Here is a 21,940-nt window from a genome sequence, read left to right on the forward strand (position 1 = left end):
GTTCTGTTTTTTTGTTTCAAGTTTCAGGTTTCAAGTTTCAAGTTTCAGGTTCCTATAAAAACTTGAAACCTGAAACCTGAAACTTTTTTACTCCTCTTTACTCTCGTTAAACTTTTTAATAATTTCTTTTAGCTTTTCTTTACGTGCAATTTCAGCCTGTTTTACTTTGTTTTGGGCTTTGTGCAATTTGTCGTTGTGCTTTTTGATGTTCCTTTCGTTGTTGCGTCCCATTATATTTCTCTTTTAATTTCTTCTAAAGTTTTCTCGGTGTAAATCAACTCGTTGATGATTTGTTTTCTCAACTCGTCTATGTCGTCATAATCAAAATGTTTCGCCCATGAAGTGAGTTGTTGCAGATTCCGAACCTGTTTGATGCGTTTGGTGGTTTCAAAACTGGTTCTTAAAACAGGTTTCCCGTCGTATTTTGGGTTTTTCTTATGCTGATACGTTACTTTGTTCTGCTCAAAATCGGCTTCAATATAATAAAGCTTTTCTTCGGCATTATCAGGGTAAAATTCGCTCCAGGCAGCAAAACCTATTTTTGTTTTCGAAGGCGTTTCCGGCTCCATCGCAAGCAAACGCCATTTGCTATTGGCCAATCGCCCCCAGTGATTGGACACTCTGTACATCCCGGCTTCTGTATAATAATAGGTACTCCCGGCTTTGCTTTCAAACTGTTTCTTTAAACCTTCAATTTCATTTGAAAGTACTTCGTGAAAAACACAAAAGGTATTTTTGAACGAATTAGGATGTGGCTTGAAGTTTTTTTGCATGTGCAAATATACTGAGATTGTCACGAACTCCCTAAAACAAACATAAATTGATTAACTTTGTACCTTCAATTTTAAAATAAAAAAGTCATGTCTAAAGATTCACACGAAAAAATGTTGCAAAAAGGAGTTTATACGGGCATCATAGAAAAAGATGAAAACAACAACTATTTTTGTGGTGAGTACCTTTTAGATTATAAAATAGCACATTCGAACTTCAACATTGGCGATTGGATTACGATTAAATCTATTATCGAAAATCCGAGCGATATCAGTTATGATAAGTACCCTAAGAAGTCTAAGAACTTTGATAAAGCCAATAACAAACCTGAGAATAAATAAGAGAAGCTTCCATCGGAAGAGGGAAAAAGCTACTCGCTCACGTTACTATTTTATAAAACGCAAGGTCCGCAAAGCTTTTAGCTTGGTTAACCTTGCGTTTTTTTATATCATTTGCCGCAAAATGAATCTATTTTCGGTCTTCCCATTTCATTTATTCGCTAATACTTAACCGCTAACCTTTTATTTTTTTGATTATTTTTTCGATCAAATCTAAAAAGTTAAAAAAAAGTGTACCTTTGCAAAAAATTTGTCGTTTTGAAGTAAAAAACACTCATTTCAAACTAATAGACAAGAAGTTACCTTTTATTTATGAAAAAAATAGTTGAATACCGCAAGTTACTAAATGTAGACAAAACTGCTGAATTAAAAGATTTAAAAACAATCTATCGTAATGCGATGAAAGAATCTCATCCTGATAAATTTCAAGGTGATGATGCTGGTTTAAAAGCGGCAGAAGAAAAAAGTAAAGCTATTATTGAGGCTTATCACTTCTTGGTAAGTATTAATCCTGAAACGATTAAACTTAATTTACCAGAATATACTGAAACAATTTCGACTTGTTCAATTACTGATTATAAATTTGTTGAAGGTCGTTTGATTATCGATTTCTCTAACGGAAGTGTTTACGAATACATCAGTGTTCCTAAAGCAACTTACGTTAAAATGGTAAATGCTGATTCTCCTGGAAGATTTGCAAAAAGACACATTTTGAATTCTTTCACATGGAGAAAGAAAACAAATCAGGAATAGATTTATACCAAAATATTTACAAAAGCACTCTCTCACAAGAGTGCTTTTTTTATGCATAAAAATTAAAAAAAGCGTTATTTATTTTCATAATAACAATATAATTAAGAGTTTTAAATCAAATCAGGCCAGCAAACAAGCTGATTCTATGCGAATTAAACTCAAAAAAACTATAACAAAATTTTAGGTTCCAAAATTCTTTAAGTTTTATAATTTTAGATACTTTTGTTGCACAAATCAATTAACTAATTAATTTTTTATAATGAAAAAAATACTTTTTTTACTAACCGCTTCTGTAGCGATTATTTCATGCAGCAAAGTTAAAGACGGAGAATACCTAATCACAGGAACTGCAACAGGTATCGAAAACGGAAAAACCATCATTCTTCAGGGTCAGGACCCAACAACAAAAATGGCTGTATCTCTTGACACAGTAAAAGTTGAAAACGGAAAATTTGAAATAAAAGGAAAAGTAACTGAACCAGCTTTCCATACTTTAATTGTTCAGGGAGCTAACGGTCCTATTCCTTTCATCTTAGAAACTGGAGAAATCACTATTGCAGTTGACAAAGACAGTATCCACAAATCTAAAATTTCTGGAACTTACAACAATGACGAGTATGTAAAATTCAATGAGGATATGACTAAAACTCAAAAAAGTTTAGTTGACTTCCAAAAGAAAAACACTCAAAAAATGCAACAAGCTCAACAAGCACAAGATACAGCAACGATCAATGGCTTGATGAAACAATACATGACACTTCAAACAGAAGTTCAGGAAAATTCTAAAAAGAAATATTTAGCTTACGCTGAAACTCACCCAAAAGCTTTTATCTCTGCTTTAATCATTCAAAGTATGATTAACGATCCAAGCACTGATGTTAAAAAAGCAGAAGGTTTATACAACTCTTTAGACGAGTCTTTAAAAAACTCTGCTCCAGGTAAAGAAATCAAAACAAAATTAGGACAAATGAAAAATCCTGCAGTTGGTGCATCAGCAGCTCCTGTTGGAAGCCCTAAATGAAGAGCAGATTTTTCAGCTCCCAATCCGGAAGGAAAAGTAGTTTCGCTTAAAGAAAGCTTAGGCAAAGTAACTATCGTTGATTTCTGGGCATCATGGTGCGGACCGTGCAGAAAAGAAAACCCTAATGTTGTAGCGATTTATAAAGAATTACACGCAAAAGGTTTAAATATTATTGGAGTCTCTTTAGACAAAGAAGCTGCTGCCTGGAAAGAAGCTATCGCAAAAGATGGATTAGTCTGGACACAAGTTTCGAATCTGAAATTTTGGGATGAACCAATTGCAAAACAATACGGAGTAGAATCTATTCCGGCAACTTTTATCCTTGACGCGTCAGGAAAAGTAGTTGCTCAGGACTTAAGAGGTCCTGAATTAAAAGCAAAAATAGTAGAGCTTTTAGCCAAATAATAGCCCTACTCTGCATAAACAAAAAAATCTCCCTAGTGGAGATTTTTTTGTTTTTACTCCACCCCCAAGAATCAAACCTTCATTCACAAAGACAAATATTGAAGAAAAGAAATTAAGCGAAGTCTATAAAGGGAAATTACCCGCATTTGCTACAACAACTCCTTTTTTTGGCATCTCAACTAAAATTCACATTTTTTAGCGCTTAAATCCGGGAAAAACAATGTTGATAAAGAAACTTAACCTAAAAACAGGAACAAGCTTATTTTTCTTAACAGATAGTAATTACTAAAGAATATGAGATAGATTTATTTCGTATTGTTTCCCCCGATACCTCAGGAAAAACGCCTGCTAAACACTTAATCGCTCTAAATGCAAGGTTAAAAAACCACAACAAAACCAAAAGAATAATCCTACTTTTAAAAACAAATCCTAAAAACATCTAAAAAAGGTGTTTTTTATTTTATTCAATTCCAACGAATTAAAAAATAACTTTAAGATAACTTAAAATTAAGTTCCTTTTTTGTTTGCAAACATCGAAAACGTTCCTATATTTGCAACCGCTTAGAACAACAAAGCGCAACAATACAAGCTTCGGGGAGATACTCAAGCGGCCAACGAGGGCAGACTGTAAATCTGCTGTGTGAACTTCGCAGGTTCGAATCCTGCTCTCCCCACTAAAAAAGTCCTGAAATATTTCAGGACTTTTTTTTTACCTAAGAAAACATAGTAAAACCTGCAAATCTTAAGATTCGCAGGTTTTTTTTTGCATTTATGGCAGTTTTCAATCTTTGTAAAAACACTCAAAAGTTGTGTGGCAAAATTGTGGCAAAACTTAGATGGTGGGGATACTTTTTTATATTTTAATCTTCTTTATAAAACCGCATTCATACAATAACCCTAAGTAATTTATCTTATTGGAATAAATCAATTTTATTCACAACAAAAAAACATCCATTCACGACAGAAAAACCTTCATTAACGACATCTTTTTCATTTTTTTTATTTTCAATCATTAATTTCATTTCAGAAAATAAAATCTAGAGTTAGAAAGCGTTTTCGAGATTACCCCAAAAAAAATACGAATACCATAGAAATCCAAATTTTTTATTTTTTAACATAAAATTTATACAAAATGGGACAGTACAAAAGTCGTCAGGAATTTTTAAAAAACAATCCGAGATCAATTGCATTCGCCGCATTGGCTGAAGCAACAAAAATGCAAAACAAGATCACCAATCAAGCGATTAAACTTAGTCCAAATCAACTAGAAGGAAAGGAGGTTATAATCATCGGGTCTGGTGTTGCGGGACTTACCACCGCGTATGAACTACTCGCTCAAGAGTCTGGTGCAAAAGTAACCATTCTGGAAGCATCTCATAAAACGGGAGGACGCTGCATGAGCTTACGTACAGGGGATACACTCATCGAAGATGCAAACAGTGATTTGTTCGATTCAAAACCTGGAAAACCACAAGTTGTTCGATTTAAACGCCCAGTGGGAGACTCAGAACCTTATCTTAATGCAGGTCCTGGTCGTATTCCAAGCAGTCACAAACGACTCCTTTCTTACTTAAAACGTTTTTCGGTAGACGTTGAAATATATGTGATGAACTCTGAATCTAATTTGGTTCAAAAGAACGAAAGTTTTGGAGGTGAACCTATGGTTTACCGTCGTTTGGATCATAATACAAGAGGTTGGTTGGCGCAAATGGTATACAAAAATGCAGAAGAATTACTTCGCAATTCAAAAGTGGGAATTAGTGACAGTAATCTTAAAACACGCGTTGAAGAATTACAAAGTTTGATGATCAGTTTCGGAGAGCTTGATGTAGATGGAACCTATAGCGCAACGGCTGGATCACCTGGCTTCGAGGATGGAAAAACACGCGCTGGATATGAAGTTTTACCTGGTGTTGCGGCTGGAATTGTAGCCGATGTTTTGAGTTTTGATACATTGCTCGAATCAAAATTTTGGGAAGGCACGAAATTCTATCAACCTTCAGATTTTCTTTGGCAACCTACTTTATTTCAACCCGTTGGAGGAATGGATCAGGTGCAACACGCTTTTGCTCAACAAGTGGCAGCTTTGGGAGGAAACATTCTTTTGAATAGTCCTGTAAAAAAAATAAAATGGGACTCAACTAAAGAGAAGTACATCATTTCGGTTGGACAAGTTGGAACAGAAGAACCGATCTATTACGAAGCTGATTATTGTGTTTGCAACCTTGCGATGCCTTTTTTGAAAAACATTCTAGATTCTGATCTCCTAAAATCGGGACTTGAACCTGAATTTAAAGATGCATTAGAAGCCGTTTTTGTGGCACAATTTGAACCAACACAAGCTCCAGGTTATACACCGCGAGAAGACGGATACGTTCCGCGTTTTTTAGCTTGTACCTCCAAAGTGGGTTGGCAAGCAAATCGATCCTTATGGCAAGGAAGCCCAATAAATCTTAAGACAATGGCAGTTGAAAAATCCGAAGTGGGAGTTGTACCTATTTTTGGAGGAATCTCTTGGACAGACAATGAAATTCAGCAAATTTGGTATCCATCTACGGCGTATCAAGACGAAAAAGGCGTGCTCACAGGCGCTTATAATTTTGATAAAGTAGCACACGATTGGGGAAAATTACCCGTTGAAGAGCGACTTACCAAAGCACGAAATGATGCCAGTAAATTCGGTACGAAATTTGCCGAAGGCTTGGAAGAAGGCGTTGCCATAGCTTGGCAAAATATGCCAAATATCAAGGGTGGCTGGGCATATTGGCAAGCCGTTGGAGATGCGAACTACTCAACGAAACAATTTAACGCTATTGCACAAGGATCTGGAATTATAGATCCGATAACAAAAAATGCGAGCAATGCTAACTTTTTTATTGTTGGTGATCAAATTTCCTCCCTTCCTGGTTGGCAGGAAGGCGCTATTGCAGCTGCAATAAATGCAATTTCGAGAATGGCAGAACCAGAGGTTAAAATACAGCCATTGAAAAATTTACCAGACACTCGTTTGATGGTCGAAGGTATCTAAATCAATTAAATAGAAATGAATGGAACGACGTGGAAGGTATTCTGCGTCGTTTTTTTTATTTCGCAGGTTTTTTTACTTTAGACCTCTATACGTTTTCAAGATACACGCTGCTCCACCTCTACTCCTTTTAAGAGAGCCGTTTGCTATTTTTTTGTGTCTCCCTTAATTTTTTTATGTTTGCATCCCAATACATTTATTTAAGACATGAACGAAGAGATTACTGAATATATCAATGGTGCACCCGAGGTGCAGAAAAACATCATGGAACTGATTCGTTCCCTTATACATCAGAGTGTTGATTGTGTAGTTGAGGAATACAAGTGGAGTAGACCCGTTTTTAAGTCAACTAAAGACTTTGCTTACCTACAGACCAACAAGAACCATGTCAATCTTGGTTTTAGCAGAAATATTGAAAAACTCAATGACCCTAATGGGGTTTTGGAGGGTACCGGAAAAACGATGCGCCATGTCAAAATTAGAGCTGTTTCAGACATAGATGTCCAACTCTTTAGTCAATGGTTTGTGGCGGTGACTAAAGATTAAGCTGCTAATCAAAAGCAAACTATTATAAAAAAAAGTAGCTGTCTCAATTTTGAGGCAGCTACTTGTCCATAAAAACATAATCTTCCAAATAAATGTTTCTATATGATTATATTTTTTTGATTACACTTCTGGTAAATTATAAAGCAACAATGATAAATTCGCTGCGTCTATTAGCCTGATGCTCTTCTTCTGTACATTTTACACCATCAGAGCATCCGTTTATCAGTTGTGTTTCTCCATATCCTTTGCCTCCTAATCTGTTCGGATTTATTCCATTTTGAACTAACCATTTAATAGTCGATTTCGCCCTTCTATCAGATAATCCCTCGTTATATTTGTGAGTCTGACGGCTATCGGTATGAGAACGTATATCCAGTTTCATTTCCGGATACTGCTTTAAAACATCTAGAATTTTCTCAAGATCCAGGACTGCCTCTGCTCTGATGTCTGATTTATCTAAGGCAAAGTAGATCATTTTTATACCAAAACATTTCGCTAAATCATCCCCAATTGTTACCGTACATCCTAATTTTTCAAGGGTAATTGGCAAATTTGTTTTCCCTGTTTCATTTGATACCGTAACGCTTAATTCTTTAGTCAAATATTTCTCTTTTTCAGCTCTTACATGGTATATTTTCATACATTCGACAGAGAAAGTATAATTACCGGATTCATCTGAATAAGTTGTTCCTACAACATTAAACTGACTATCAAATAAGGTTAATTTGGTATTCGGTAAAATTTCGCCGGTTCCAACATCAGTTATTATACCGTACAATTCCTGAGTGCAAGTTACCTTTTTTGTTCTCAAAAATTCATAAATATCATCCGAGCCCTTCCCTCCTTCTCTATTGGAAGAGAAAAAACCTCTTTGAGATTTGGTGTCGATTATAAAAGCAAAATCATCTCGCACGGAATTGATATCAGCACCAATGTTTTGAATATCACTTACACCAGTTTCATTGATTTTTCCACTAAAAACATCCAATCCTCCCAGACCGGGATGTCCGTCTGAAGCAAAATAAATTTCATTTTCATCTGTAATATAAGGGAACGTTTCTTTTCCCTCCGTATTGATACTTTTTCCCAGATTAACCGGAGTACCAAATCCTCCATTACTATTGATGCTAACTTTAAAAATATCCGATTGTCCAAATGTTCCGGGCATATCTGATGCAAAATATAATGTTTTCTCATCAGGGCTCAATGCGGGATGTGCTGTACTATAGTCATTACTGTCGAATGGGAGTTCTGTGATATTTACCCAATCTCCATTTTCAAACGTGGCCTTATATATTTTAATTAAGGTCGTGTTAGTTCCATCTTTTCCTTTTTTATCATTAATGTAGTTGTTTCGTGTAAAATACACTGTCTTTCCATCTTTTGTAAACACAGGTGTAGATTCATGATACTTCGAATTTATTTTGGACTGAATCTTTTTTGGCTTCTCCACTTTAAAATCCTGATCTATATCCGATTCATACAGATTAGTAAAACTTTCGTTGGTCCATTTGTGTTTGCGTTGTCCCAAACTACCGGTATCTCTTGCCGAAGTAAAAACAATCTTGTTTTTATAAAATGCAGTCCCGTAATCAGAGTATTTACTATTTATTCCGGGGTCATTAATTTTATAAATGCCTATATTGGCTTTAATTTCATCAATATAATTCTTATCCTCTTTATAAAGTTTACCTCGTCTGTCATTTCCTGCTTTTTGATTGAACAAATCAAGCATCTGATTGGCTTTGACCACATCACCGGTAGATTTTAATGATTGTGCATAACGATAGTAGTATTCCGGTTCTATTTCCAAATTCATGGCAAATAATTTACCATACCATTTTGCAGCTTTTTCAAATTCTGAATTGAAATACAAGGAGTTCCCCAGTTTCTTAAGCATGTCCTCAGAGCTGTATCCTTTTTCAGCTAAACGCTCATATGTTTTAATGGCATCGATATAAGCATAGCTATTGTATTTTTTATCCGCAGCGATTACTTTCTTCTGTTGCGAATAAGTGTTTGATGGCAAAAAACATAGTATTGTGAGGCAAAAGAGTATAAATTTTTTCATGTTTTACTATTTTTTAGGGTAATATTTATGAGTGGTCTCTATTGTTCAATCTGACTTATTCTCTGGCAGTATTCCCGGATAATTCATTAAATTTTTTAAGCATTTCATTTGCTTTATCGTTTTCTCCAATTGATCGTAATGAAAGCGAAAAACGATAATAATATTCAGGCTCTAAGTCAGAAGTCATTTTGAACAAATCTGCATAGCTTTTGGCGGCGCTATCCATGTCTCCATTAAAAAAATAAGCATTTCCTGTTTTTTTCAGCATATCCACCGATCTATAACCTTTATCATACATTCTTTCATATGTTTTTATCACATCGATATAAACAGAAACATTCTTCTTTTTCTTAATCTCCGTTGTTGCAATAGCAGATGAATCTTCGATTACCCTTGATTTGGCAGCTTTTAATTTTGAAGTATTATTTTCTGCATTGGCAAACTTTGGCGTTATAATCCGAGTGTTGTTAGGTCCAAGATTGCTTGTGTTTATTAATTCAGGATCCGTTACATCGTATGTCGTTTTATGTCCTCCAAATTTCACATTAATGATTTCTTCAACGTGATAATATGCAACCTTTTTCCCCGGATAATTTTTGTCCGTCATGGCCAGGACATTCGTTTTTGAATCTCCAATTTTCTTTTGGTTCAAATAAAGATTACTGGCATTTTGCGCAAAACAATTGAATGAAAACATACTAACTATTGTTGTATAATAAAGGAGTGAATGATTTTTCATAATATCGTTTTTAAATGAATATTCCCTACTTATTGAAGTACCACTACTATTTAAATGCTATATTTTTTCTTTCTGTACAACCTTTGGAGTTACAGCATTAGAAGAATCTCGGTGTCGTTATTCTATCATTCTTTCTCAAAAATTCGTAACGCAGAAAGATTTCATGTGATCCTGAGTTGTAATTGTTTAAGTTGGTGGTTTCGTAATCATAACCATAGCCAATATACATTCCGTCACTAATTTGAAAGCCCACCATTGCACTCATTGCAGCACTCCATCTGTAAGCAACTCCGGCTACAAACTTATCCATAAACATAAAATTGGCAGAAACATCTACTTGCAGAGGGGCACCTTCTACTACTTTAGTCAGTACGGCAGGTTTAAACTTTAAGTATTGATAATGGTCTAAATCAAATACATAACCGGCCATTAAATAATAATTCATTTTATCTTTATAAATCGCTACATCGTTATCATCATATCGATTGGTTTCAATAAATCCGGGTACAGATAAACCGACATAAGCTTTATCGGAATGCCAGTAAACCCCTGCTCCTACATTTGGATAAAACTTATTGGTCAAGTTTTGAAATTTTGGATCTCCCTGGCTGGCGGGATGTAATCGGTTAACATCCAGGTTAAACAAATTGGCTGTTCCTTTGATACCAAACGAGAGCTTAAAATTTGCTGATGTGCGGATAGTGTAAGATATATCAGTTGATATCGCATTTTCATTCGTGGGACCAATCTTATCACTTACAAAGGAAACTCCTACTCCTAAGTTACTGCCATTTATTGGTGTATTAACCGAAAAACTGCTTGTTTCCGGAGCTCCGTCAAGTCCGATCCACTGGGTGCGGTACAGACCGAAAATACTTAAGGCTCCACGTGACCCCGCATAGGCCGGATTAATACTTATGGTGTTGTACATGTATTGTGTGAACTGAGCATCTTGTTGAGCATAACCAGCAAAGGATATAAGCGCTAAAACTATTATTTTAATCTTCATTTTCGTATATTTTAAATTAATAAGTAGGGAAAGAAAATTAACCTGAACTAGTTGTTTAAATATAAATAACCAGACTTATCATGCATTTTAGAAGCGTTATCAACATACTTTATAGTATAGAAATAAGTTCCATCCGGTAATTTCTCATTTCTGGAAATTGTTGTTCTACCATCTGAATAACCTCTAAAAAAATTCTCATTAGAACCATAATTAGTTGTCTCAAATACTTTAACTCCCCAACGGTTATAAATTTCAACTGCATTATTCTGGTAACATGTTAAACCTTTAATGAGAAACTCATCATTAATTCCATCTGAATTTGGAGAAACAGCGTTGAATACTTCAACATTACAGTCTTGTATGTCGAGAATAGTAGGATCATTTTCTAAGAAACTGTTATCATCAGAAAGATCACTAACTTTAGTATTAGTAGGAGTAGTTCCTTCTGCCATAGCCTGATTAACAACTGATCCAAAATCAATATCGGCCTGAGTAATGCGATAAACACCGCTAAAATTTGTAGTGTTTATTTCGCCAATCGCCAAATTAATAGGATTTCCGGACAAAACTAATCCCAATAAATTATCCGTTACCATTACATTGGTTAAAGGTGTGTTACCTGTATTTTTAACTTCAAAACTATATCTTATAGTTTCCCCAACTTGTACATAACCATCTTGATTTTCATCTACAAATTGTGATTTTTTTATGATAGCAATACCCGGGCATTCACTATTACTTATCGTAATGGGTACTGCTTCTGATTGACACCCCAGAACACTTCTTACAATCACAAGATAAGTCCCTGCTGCAAGTCCTCCTTTAACGTTATTTGCGCTAAAAGTATTACCGTTATCAAAACTATAAGTATCGCCTGCATTTTGAATTTTTATTGTAATAGTTCCACTTGTACTTGTACAGTTTGGTTGTATACGTGTTATCTCAAAAGCTCTTGGCGTTATTCTTGGTGCGGCCACTCCCGAACCGGCAAGACTTGTACAACCGTTAACTGTAGCAGTAACGCTATACGTCCCAGCTATAGATACCGTGATACTTGATGTTGTCGCTCCATTGCTCCACAATAAAGAACCTGAAGCTGTAGTTGACAAAATAGATGTACCATCACAATTATCAACAACACTTACCACTGGCATTACTGGTGGAACTGGAACGGCATTGATGGTTAAATTGGTTGGTAACGAAACACAGCCTGTAGAGGTATTGGTTGTTGTTACGGCATAAGTACCCGGAGCCAGATTAGCGAAGCTAGTACCCGACTGCGTTACCGCAGGTCTCACCGGACTGGTACCCGTTACGGTGTACGTTACATTGGCTGCAGGAGCCGGTGCTGTAACTACTATGGTACCCGTAGGGGTTAAACAGTCTGGCTGAGCCGTTACACTTGCGGTTGGCGCTACTGGTGGAACTGGAACGGCATTAATGATCAGATTTGTAGGCAAGGAAACACAGCCTGTGGTGGTATTGGTAGTCGTTACGGCATAAGTACCCGGAGCCAGATTAGCGAAGCTAGTACCCGACTGCGTCACTGCAGGTCTCACCGGACTGGTACCCGTTACGATATACGTTACATTGGCCGCAGGAGCCGGAGCGGTAACTACAATGGTTCCTGTTGGAGTTAAACAGTCAGGTTGAACCGTTACACTGGCCGTTGGCGCTGCAGGGTTAGCCGGAACAGCATTGATGGTTAAATTCGTTGGTAACGAAACACAGCCTGTAGTGGTATTGGTGGTCGTTACGGCATAAGTACCCGGAGCCAAATTGGCAAAGGTAGTCGTAGACTGTGTCACTGCAGGTCTCACCGGAGCGGTACCTGTTACAGTATACGTCACATTGGCCGCAGGAGCCGGAGCAGTAACTACGATAGTTCCTGTTGGAGTCAAGCAGTCTGGTTGAACCGTTACACTGGCTGTTGGTGCTGCAGGGTTACCCGGAACGGCATTGATGGTTAAATTAGTTGGTAACGAAACACAACCCGTGGTGGTATTGATTGTCGTTACAGCATATGTACCCGGAGCCAAATTGGCAAAGGTAGTTGTAGACTGTGTCACTGCAGGGGTTACCGGAGCCGTACCTGTTACAGTATAAGTCACATTGGCTGCAGGAGCCGGAGCGGTAACTACGATAGTTCCTGTTGGAGTCAAGCAGTCAGGTTGAACCGCTACACTGGCCGTTGGCGCAGCCGGATTCCCCGGAACGGCATTGATGGTTAGATTCGTAGGCAATGAAACACAGCCTGTGGTGGTATTGGTCGTTGTTACAGCATAAGTACCCGGAGCCAAATTGGCAAAGGTAGTCGTAGACTGTGTCACAGCAGGAGTCACCGGACTAGTACCTGTTACGCTATACGTCACATTGGCTGCAGGAGCCGGAGCAGTAACTACGATGGTGCCTATTGGAGTTAGACAGTCAGGTTGTACAGTTACACTGGCCGTTGGTGCTGCAGGGTTACCCGGAACGGCATTGATGATCAGATTTGTAGGCAAGGAAACACAGCCTGTAGTGGTATTAGTTGTCGTTACAGCGTACGTACCCGGAGCCAAATTGGCAAAGGTAGTCGTAGACTGTGTCACCGCAGGGGTTACCGGACTGATACCCGTTACGGTATACGTTACATTGGCTGCAGGAGCCGGAGCAGTAACTACGATGGTTCCTGTTGGAGTTAGACAGTCAGGTTGAACCGTTACACTGGCTATTGGCGCTGCAGGGTTACCCGGAACAGCATTGATGGTTAGATTTGTAGGCAATGAAACACAACCTGTAGTGGTGTTCGTAGTCGTTACGGCATAAGTACCCGGAGCCAAATTGGCAAAGGTAGTCGTAGACTGTGTTACCACAGGTCTCACCGGACTGGTACCCGTTACAGTATAAGTCACATTGGCTGCAGGAGCCGGAGCGGTAACTACGATAGTTCCTGTTGGAGTCAAGCAGTCAGGTTGAACCGTTACACTGGCTATTGGCGCTGCAGGATTCCCCGGAACGGCATTGATGGTCAGATTTGTAGGCAAGGAGACACAGCCTGTGGTGGTATTGGTTGTCGTTACGGCATAAGTACCCGGAGCCAGATTAGCAAAGGTAGTCGTAGACTGCGTTACCGCAGGAGTTACCGGACTGATACCCGTTACAGTATACGTCACATTAGCCGCAGGAGCCGGAGCAGTAACTACGATGGTTCCTGTTGGAGTTAGACAGTCTGGTTGTACGGTTACACTGGCCGCTGGTGCTGCCGGGTTACCCGGAACAGCATTGATAGTTAAATTCGTAGGTAACGAAACACAGCCTGTAGTGGTATTGGTGGTCGTTACGGTATAAGTACCCGGAGCCAGATTGGCAAAGGTAGTCGTAGACTGTGTTACCGCGGGTCTCACCGGACTGGTACCTGTTACAGTATACGTTACATTGGCTGCAGGAGCCGGAGCAGTAACTACGATGGTTCCTGTTGGAGTCAAACAGTCAGGTTGTACAGTTACACTCGCAGTTGGTGCTGCCGGATTCCCCGGAACGGCATTGATGGTTAAATTCGTTGGTAAAGAAACACAGCCTGTAGTGGTATTAGTGGTCGTTACGGCATAAGTACCCGGAGCCAGATTGGCAAAGGTAGCAGTAGACTGTGTCACTGCAGGGGTTACCGGACTAGTACCTGTTACAGTATAAGTCACATTAGCCGCAGGAGCCGGAGCAGTAACTACGATGGTTCCTGTTGGAGTCAAACAGTCAGGTTGTACAGTTACACTCGCAGTTGGCGCCGCAGGATTCCCCGGAACGGCATTGATAGTCAGATTTGTAGGCAAGGAGACACAGCCTGTGGTGGTATTGGTGGTCGTTACGGCATAAGTACCCGGAGCCAGATTGGCAAAGGTAGCAGTAGACTGCGTTACCGCAGGTCTCACCGGACTGGTACCCGTTACGGTATACGTTACATTGGCCGCAGGAGCCGGAGCAGTAACTACGATGGTTCCTGTTGGAGTCAAACAGTCAGGTTGTACAGTTACACTCGCAGTTGGCGCCGCAGGATTCCCCGGAACAGCATTGATAGTCAGATTTGTAGGCAATGAAACACAGCCTGTGGTGGTATTGGTGGTCATTACGGCATAAGTACCCGGAGCCAAATTGGCAAAGGTAGTCGTAGACTGCGTTACCGCAGGTCTCACCGGACTGGTACCCGTTACGGTATACGTTACATTGGCCGCAGGAGCCGGAGCGGTAACTACGATGGTGCCCGTTGGAGTTAAACAATCAGGTTGTACGGTTACACTGGCCGTTGGTGCTGCCGGATTCCCCGGAACGGCATTGATGGTTAAATTCGTTGGTAACGAAACACAGCCTGTAGTGGTATTGGTCGTTGTTACAGCATAAGTACCCGGAGCCAGATTGGCAAAGGTAGTTGTAGACTGCGTTACCGCAGGAGTCACCGGACTGGTACCTGTTACGGTATACGTTACATTGGCTGCAGGAGCCGGAGCAGTAACTACGATGGTACCCGTTGGAGTTAAACAATCAGGTTGTACGGTTACACTGGCCGTTGGTGCTGCAGGGTTAGCCGGAACGGCATTGATGGTTAAATTCGTTGGCAAGGAAACACAGCCTGTGGTGGTATTGGTAGTCGTTACGGCATAAGTACCCGGAGCCAGATTAGCAAAGGTAGTAGTAGACTGGGTTACCGCAGGGGTTACCGGAGCGGTACCTGTTACAGTATAAGTCACATTAGCCGCAGGAGCCGGAGCAGTAACTACGATGGTTCCTGTTGGAGTTAAACAGTCAGGTTGTACAGTTACACTGGCCGTTGGTGCTGCCGGGTTACCCGGAACGGCATTGATGGTTAAACTCGTAGGTAATGAAACACAGCCTGTAGTGGTATTAGTTGTCGTTACTGCATAAGTACCCGGAGCCAAATTGGCAAAGGTAGTCGCAGACTGAGTTACCGCAGGAGTCACCGGACTGGTACCGGTTACAGTATAAGTCACATTAGCTGCAGGAGCCGGAGCAGTAACTACGATGGTTCCTGTTGGAGTCAAACAGTCAGGCTGTACGGTTACACTGGCTGTTGGCGCTGCAGGGTTACCCGGAACGGCATTGATGGTCAGATTTGTAGGCAATGAAACACAGCCTGTAGTAGTAGTAGTTGTCGTTACGGCATAAGTACCCGGAGCCAGATTAGCGAAAGTAGTCGTAGACTGTGTCACAGCAGGTCTCACCGGACTGGTACCTGTTACGGTATAAGTCACATTAGCCGCAGGAGCCGGAGCAGTAACTACGATGGTGCCCGTTGGAGTTAAACAATCAGGTTGTACAGTTACACTGGCCGTTGGTGCTGCCGGATTACCCGGAACGGCATTGATGGTTAAATTAGTTGGTAAGGAAACACAGCCTGTGGTAGTATTGGTTGTCGTTACGGCATAAGTACCCGGAGTCAGATTGGCAAAGGTAGTCGTAGACTGCGTTACCGCAGGTCTCACCGGACTTGTACCGGTTACAGTATACGTTACATTGGCTGCAGGAGCCGGAACAGTAACTACGATAGTTCCTGTTGGAGTTAAACAATCAGGTTGTACAGTTACACTGGCCGTTGGTGCTGCCGGATTACCCGGAACGGCATTGATGGTCAGATTTGTAGGCAATGAAACACAGCCTGTAGTGGTATTGGTGGTCGTTACGGCATAAGTACCCGGAGCCAAATTGGCAAAGGTAGTCGTAGACTGTGTTACCGCAGGGGTTACCGGACTGGTACCTGTTACAGTATAAGTCACATTAGCCGCAGGAGCCGGAGCGGTAACTACGATGGTGCCCGTTGGGGTTAGACAATCAGGTTGTACGGTTACACTCGCTGTTGGTGCTGCAGGGTTACCCGGAACGGCATTGATGGTTAAATTTGTAGGCAAGGAAACACAGCCTGTAGTGGTATTAGTTGTCGTTACGGCATAAGTACCCGGAGCCAGATTGACAAAGGTAGTCGTAGACTGTGTCACAGCAGGTCTCACCGGACTGGTACCTGTTACGGTATAAGTCACATTAGCCGCAGGAGCCGGAGCAGTAACTACAATGGTTCCCGTTGGAGTCAAACAATCAGGTTGTACAGTTACACTGGCCGTTGGTGCTGCAGGGTTACCCGGAACAGCATTGATGGTTAAATTGGTTGGCAAGGAAACACAGCCCGTAGTGGTATTGGTGGTCGTTACAGCATAAGTACCCGGAGCCAAATTGGCAAAGGTAGTAGTAGACTGTGTTACCGCAGGAGTCACCGGACTGGTACCCGTTAAAGTATACGTTACATTGGCCGTAGGAGCCGGAGCAGTAACTACGATAGTTCCTGTTGGAATCAAACAATCAGGTTGTACAGTTACACTGGCCGTTGGCGCAGCCGGATTCCCCGGAACGGCATTGATGGTTAGATTTGTAGGCAAGGAAACACAGCCTGTAGTGGTATTGGTGGTCGTTACGGCATAAGTACCCGGAGCCAAATTGGCAAAGGTAGTCGTAGACTGTGTTACCGCAGGAGTCACCGGACTGGTACCCGTTACAGTATACGTTACATTAGCCGCAGGTGCCGGAGCGGTAACTACGATGGTTCCTGTTGGAGTCAAACAATCAGGCTGTACGGTTACACTGGCCGTTGGTGCTGCAGGGTTTGCGTTTGGTGCCGAAACACCGCTTCCAGCTGCACTCACACAACCATTAGCAGCTGTTGTCGTTACAGTATAAGTTGCTGAATCAGTAACTGTAATGCTAGAACCCGTTTGCCCATTACTCCACAACAATGTACCCGGAGCCGTCGTAGATAGTACAGAACTACCACAATTGTTTACTACGGTTACTATCGGAGTTGCCGGCGGAGTTGTATCTACTGTGACAATTACCGTATCCGTTTTAGAACAACCTGATTTCGTAGTCGTTAACTCATAAGTTGTTGTTACCGATGGATTCGCAAATGGATTTGAACTGGAATACGGACTATTAAAATCTAATCCCGTTGTTGGTGACCAGGAATAAGTAACTCCTGGCTCTGCTACCATTCCAATTTGTTTCCCTGCAACATTTGTCGTACAGTTTTTAGTAAAATCGGAACCTGCATCAGCAGTTGGTCCTGTAATGCTTGGAATTGTAAAAACTTCCGACGGGCTCGAAGTATAATCAGCCCCAATAATATATAAAGCTGCAGTATAAGCCTGATTGTAATTTAACCCGCTTATTACTCCCGTCGATGAGATAGTTACACCACTAACCGGAGTTCCACTAGGATATTCATAAAATCTATATTCGTATTCACTTGCATTATTCAGGTAGTTCATTATAGTCGCTGTACCAGGCAGAGAACAAGTACCTCCTATGGCTATAATAGGCGTGAACAAATCGATACTTTCACATCCAAACCCGTCATTATCAGACGAGGTATTGGATGGAAGAACCCAGCTAATATTAGTTGATCCCGGAAGATCTACATCTTTAAGTAAATAAACATTTCCAGTATCATTATTAAAAAACATCATGACACCTTTGGAATCAATCCAAACTGCACCAAAATCATTTCCAATGGTATTCCCAAACCTATGGGAAACATTAGAATCTGTCAGCTTCAATACTCTGCTCTCAAGAGTTTGAGCAACTTCATCAATAATAATTAAAAAACACTCTGTTCGTGGACTAGTTCCTTTTCCTGCAATTCCATAAAATTTTCCGTTATAATACGTATAATCATTGGCCGAATAGGCTCCTCCCATGTTATTCGTAAGTGGTATCTGTTCAACATTAACGCTGAAAACTCCACCGACAAAAGGATGATTGACATTAAATCTTGTTAAGATATTATTCGCCTCATCCCTGAAATAGATATAGTCTCCTTTTGAAAACATATTGGCATAAATATCTTGCGTCCCCATTAAATTAAGGCTAATCTTTCCTACATAGGCAAAGCCATTAGCCGGATCAAAAACCCTAACATCATGTAATGGATCAGTACCATCACCATTAATATACAAATACCCGGTGTTAGAATTATAAGCCGAGGCGGCACCAGACGTAATTCCCGTAGTAACAGAAATACCTACGGAATTGAACCGCTGTAATGGTAAATTGTACTCAAATAAATTTACTGTAGTTCCAGTCCCTCCTCTGGTTTGATAGATGGAATTAAGCCCGGCACAAGTCTGTGCTTCCAGTTGATAAGAAATGCCTAATAAAAAAAGTAAAAAGACAGGCTTAAGAAAATTGAAGCTTTTTGGAGTAAAGTTTTTCATATATCAAATCTGTTTAAATAAAATGGTCATTTCGAAGTTTAATTTCTTTTGCACTGCTCTTAAATTCACAACTTAAAAAATTAGGCAAATGCAATTTTGTATTCCAAAATTAAGGACAGACCAATTTTTTTAACATTTTATTCGCAACAGAGTAGTATCGGTTTATAAAATGAGACTGTTTTGAAATAGGTAAAAAAAGGACAACAGTATTTATTCACCACTTTTACAGATAGTTACAAACACTTTCTTTAAACATTAAATAATTCAAATATGATGCTTCACTTCAAGTTCAAAGTTCTTGTATAAAGAATTAATGCATCTATTTTCACAATAAAAGTGACTTTCACAGGTTAAATATTGAAACTTTTTCTTAAAATAATATTGATTTGAGTACTTGCAATTAATAAAAATAATCATATATATTTGACCCTATAATTGCATAGAATATTTATAATAAACTTGAATAAATTATTTAAAAGATAAATTCTGACAAAACTTTATGCAGTGAAAATATATTCTGACAAAGCCTTATGAAGCGAAGATAAATTCGCAAATTTAAAAGAAGTAAATTCAATAAAAGAGGAGGTGTTTTTAGAATTAACGGGAAAAAAAAGCACAAAATTAGCTGATTCCTTTTCTGGTTTTAAAGACTATTTTACTGAATTTCAAACTCCTCTGGAAATTTTCTCATCATACATTCTTCAAAATTTATAAAATGAAATTGAAAAGTTTTCTTATAAGTAATTCTTCATCTTGCAAAACAGTACGTTCTACGGCTATAAGCTATAGGGATTGCATACTATTTCAAATTGATTTCACTTTATAGCTATAACCAAAAGTAAAGTATATGGTATACACCCTATCAAAAACATTCGGCACCAAACACCTGATTGTTTGCTCCCTGATAAAAAAGTTGTTTATCCTATTCAAAGAAGACATATTCTAAGCATTAAACCAAAAACCAAAATCAAACCATGACAAACAACCCAAAAAAAACGCCACCCCAACCGCACCTTTTTAGTAAGCCACAAAAAAGGATTAAAACATTTTTCCAAAATTCATGGTATCCATTTTATACCGGAAAAAACTACGGAGCCTTTCAATGCCTTTTCAATCCTGACTCTTAGCCAAAATTACAGTACTCCTATTAACCGTTCATAAAAAATACGTTCCACAAACCTATAAAAAACCCCTAACCACCAAACGATTAAATCCGGAATTATGTAAATATTTTCGCTTTTAATTGTTACATCATTAATCAAAAAATGAACACAATACTATTAAACTTATGCTATTTCGCTTGTTTCTTAAGTGCGATATGTTTTCTAATTATTTTCTTTCAGAACAAATTTCATGTCTACTACAAATTTTTGATGCTAATTTGTCTTATTTTTTGCATACTGGTTATTGCGCCCTGGACTTTTTTTCAGGATAAGTTCCCTCTGCTCAATCATGCTTACCTTTGGGTTTTCTGTTTTCCCTTGCATTATCTTCCGGGATGTACTGTTTACTTGTATACAAAATCAATTCTCGAAAAGACAAAAAAAATTACCAAGAAAGATTATCTTCATTTTGTACCGGCATTATTACATTTTCTGGAGCTGGTCCCCTTCTATCTTCTTAATGTTGAAAGAAAACAATATTTGTTAACCAAATATCTCTTAAATCCTAATCACTTCTATCAACTTCCCTATTTTGTTTTACCCATGAATGTCCATGTTTTTTTAAAAATAGGCAGCTATCTTTTCTATATCCTTTTAACAATTCCTCTCTTTATAAAGTTTTACAAAAACAATCCGTTGTGGATTACCCGAAACAATCATATTTGGTTTTGGCTAACGAGACATATCGGGATTCATTTAATATCCATATTTACGCCGATTATTGGAATACTACTTTATAAAAAAGAGATCTACCGGGATCTTCTAATTATGACTCCCGTAATTTTTATACTCACTATTGTGGTATTTCTGTTTTTTAAACCTACTATTTTATATGGACTAAACTACAAGGATAATTACATTAAAGCTAAAGCAGAAAACGAACAGGAAATAGTCAATCCCAAAACGTTTAAATTACCTGATTTAAAAACTAAAGAATACAAGGAAAAAATTGAGTTACTAATTCAAAATGAAAAAATATTTCTCATAAAAAATTACTCTTTAACAGACATGTCTACTGATTTAGACATTCCGCTTCATCATTTGTCACAGGTCATTAATAAAGAATTTGGTACCAATTTCGTCAGTTTCATTAATAATTCCCGTATCGATTATATCATTAAACACCGGTACGATCCAGCCTGGTCACAGTTTTCACTGGAAGGTATCGCAGCTGAGGCCGGTTTTAATTCTAAGAACAGCTTTTTTAAAGCATTTAAAATCGCTACCGGTAAAACTCCTTCCGAATATTTTAAAAACAATCCTGTATAATTGTTTGAAAGCTCTCAAAAAGTTACTGACTATTTGAGGGCTTTTTTTAGGGTACGAAAAGTCAAAATTTCATATTATTATTGGCGATGATTCCTTCTTTCTCACACGATATTAAAAAAGGAAAGTTTTTTTGCTTTCTGAGTTTCTGTATTTCGTGCGTATATCCCACCGAAGAGCTTACTTAACAGTCTCGTTTTATAAATTGAGACTTATTCCGGCGCTCAAAAAACCTTAAAAAATAATCTAGTTGCTACATTTGATATGATAAAGAGAATATTATTCTACTAAAGTTACAATGCTAAAGTTCAGACTAAAAATTTGATGATGTTGAACGATTATTTATAGAATATATTCTTTTGCTTTCCGGAAAACTAACTTTTAAACTTTTTGGAAGCACTTGTTCCGTACACCTATTTTGAAATGATTGACTAATTATGAATTCGTTAGTGCTTCTGATTAGTAGTTAAAATTCTTCAATTCTTTAAAAATCATTAGGCAACAATAATTTACGATAGTTCAATTGAGATTTTAGAATTAAAGAAAGTTTCATATCGTTATTGGGTGTTTATTTTTTATCTATC

The 21,940-nt window shown here is 38.7% G+C and carries 12 protein-coding genes, 1 tRNA gene and 1 pseudogene; 8 read left to right on the forward strand and 6 right to left on the reverse strand.

Annotation, left to right across the window (positions count from 1 at the left end; all coding sequences use genetic code 11):
- Positions 1-87 precede the first annotated feature (87 nt).
- Positions 88-231, reverse strand: coding sequence for a hypothetical protein (locus OLM61_RS20185; RefSeq protein ID WP_173967417.1), 144 nt, complete (start codon positions 229-231; stop codon positions 88-90).
- On the reverse strand, positions 231-773 hold the full coding sequence (locus OLM61_RS20190) for a hypothetical protein (protein ID WP_264524388.1): 543 nt from the start codon (positions 771-773) through the stop codon (positions 231-233). The genes OLM61_RS20185 and OLM61_RS20190 overlap by 1 nt, the downstream gene beginning before the upstream one ends.
- An 87-nt stretch (positions 774-860) precedes the next feature.
- Here OLM61_RS20190 and OLM61_RS20195 point away from each other — a divergent pair, with 87 nt between their 5' ends.
- The 7 genes and pseudogenes from OLM61_RS20195 (at position 861) to OLM61_RS20225 (ending at position 6,859) form a co-directional block, all read left to right on the forward strand.
- Positions 861-1,112: a hypothetical protein gene (locus OLM61_RS20195; RefSeq protein WP_173967415.1), complete on the forward strand. Its 252-nt coding sequence runs from the start codon at positions 861-863 to the stop codon at positions 1,110-1,112.
- 309 nt (positions 1,113-1,421) lie between these two features.
- Positions 1,422-1,862 carry a KTSC domain-containing protein gene (locus OLM61_RS20200; protein WP_017495548.1) on the forward strand — a complete coding sequence of 147 codons (441 nt, stop codon included), beginning with the start codon at positions 1,422-1,424 and terminating at the stop codon, positions 1,860-1,862.
- Between the two features lie 259 nt (positions 1,863-2,121).
- Positions 2,122-2,883, forward strand: coding sequence for a DUF4369 domain-containing protein (locus OLM61_RS20205; protein ID WP_264524389.1), 762 nt, complete (start codon positions 2,122-2,124; stop codon positions 2,881-2,883).
- Between the two features lie 18 nt (positions 2,884-2,901).
- Positions 2,902-3,288, forward strand: a pseudogene (locus OLM61_RS20210) (peroxiredoxin family protein); the annotation flags it as partial.
- Between the two features lie 593 nt (positions 3,289-3,881).
- A tRNA-Tyr gene (locus tag OLM61_RS20215) sits at positions 3,882-3,962 on the forward strand.
- Positions 3,963-4,420: 458 nt separating this feature from the next.
- The gene (locus OLM61_RS20220) at positions 4,421-6,316 is read left to right on the forward strand and encodes a flavin monoamine oxidase family protein (protein ID WP_264524390.1); all 1,896 of its coding nucleotides are present in this window, start codon (positions 4,421-4,423) and stop codon (positions 6,314-6,316) included.
- Positions 6,317-6,520: 204 nt separating this feature from the next.
- Positions 6,521-6,859, forward strand: coding sequence for a DUF1801 domain-containing protein (locus OLM61_RS20225; protein WP_264524391.1), 339 nt, complete (start codon positions 6,521-6,523; stop codon positions 6,857-6,859).
- A 136-nt stretch (positions 6,860-6,995) separates the two neighbouring features.
- On the opposite strand, the gene OLM61_RS20230 is transcribed toward OLM61_RS20225, so the two are convergent.
- From OLM61_RS20230 to OLM61_RS20245, 4 genes are all read right to left on the reverse strand, one after another.
- Positions 6,996-8,930: an OmpA family protein gene (locus tag OLM61_RS20230; protein ID WP_264524392.1), complete on the reverse strand. Its 1,935-nt coding sequence runs from the start codon at positions 8,928-8,930 to the stop codon at positions 6,996-6,998.
- A gap of 55 nt (positions 8,931-8,985) precedes the next feature.
- Positions 8,986-9,669, reverse strand: a complete 684-nt coding sequence (locus OLM61_RS20235; RefSeq protein ID WP_264524393.1) for a tetratricopeptide repeat protein — start codon at positions 9,667-9,669, stop codon at positions 8,986-8,988.
- A 97-nt stretch (positions 9,670-9,766) separates the two neighbouring features.
- Positions 9,767-10,678 carry a type IX secretion system membrane protein PorP/SprF gene (locus OLM61_RS20240; RefSeq protein WP_264524394.1) on the reverse strand — a complete coding sequence of 304 codons (912 nt, stop codon included), beginning with the start codon at positions 10,676-10,678 and terminating at the stop codon, positions 9,767-9,769.
- A gap of 47 nt (positions 10,679-10,725) precedes the next feature.
- Positions 10,726-18,927, reverse strand: a complete 8,202-nt coding sequence (locus tag OLM61_RS20245) for a gliding motility-associated C-terminal domain-containing protein (protein ID WP_264524395.1) — start codon at positions 18,925-18,927, stop codon at positions 10,726-10,728.
- A gap of 1,931 nt (positions 18,928-20,858) precedes the next feature.
- Here OLM61_RS20245 and OLM61_RS20250 point away from each other — a divergent pair.
- On the forward strand, positions 20,859-21,359 hold the full coding sequence (locus tag OLM61_RS20250; RefSeq protein WP_264524396.1) for a helix-turn-helix domain-containing protein: 501 nt from the start codon (positions 20,859-20,861) through the stop codon (positions 21,357-21,359).
- Positions 21,360-21,940: the final 581 nt, after the last annotated feature.

The organism is Flavobacterium sp. N502536, assembly GCF_025947345.1.
GTDB lineage: Bacteria > Bacteroidota > Bacteroidia > Flavobacteriales > Flavobacteriaceae > Flavobacterium.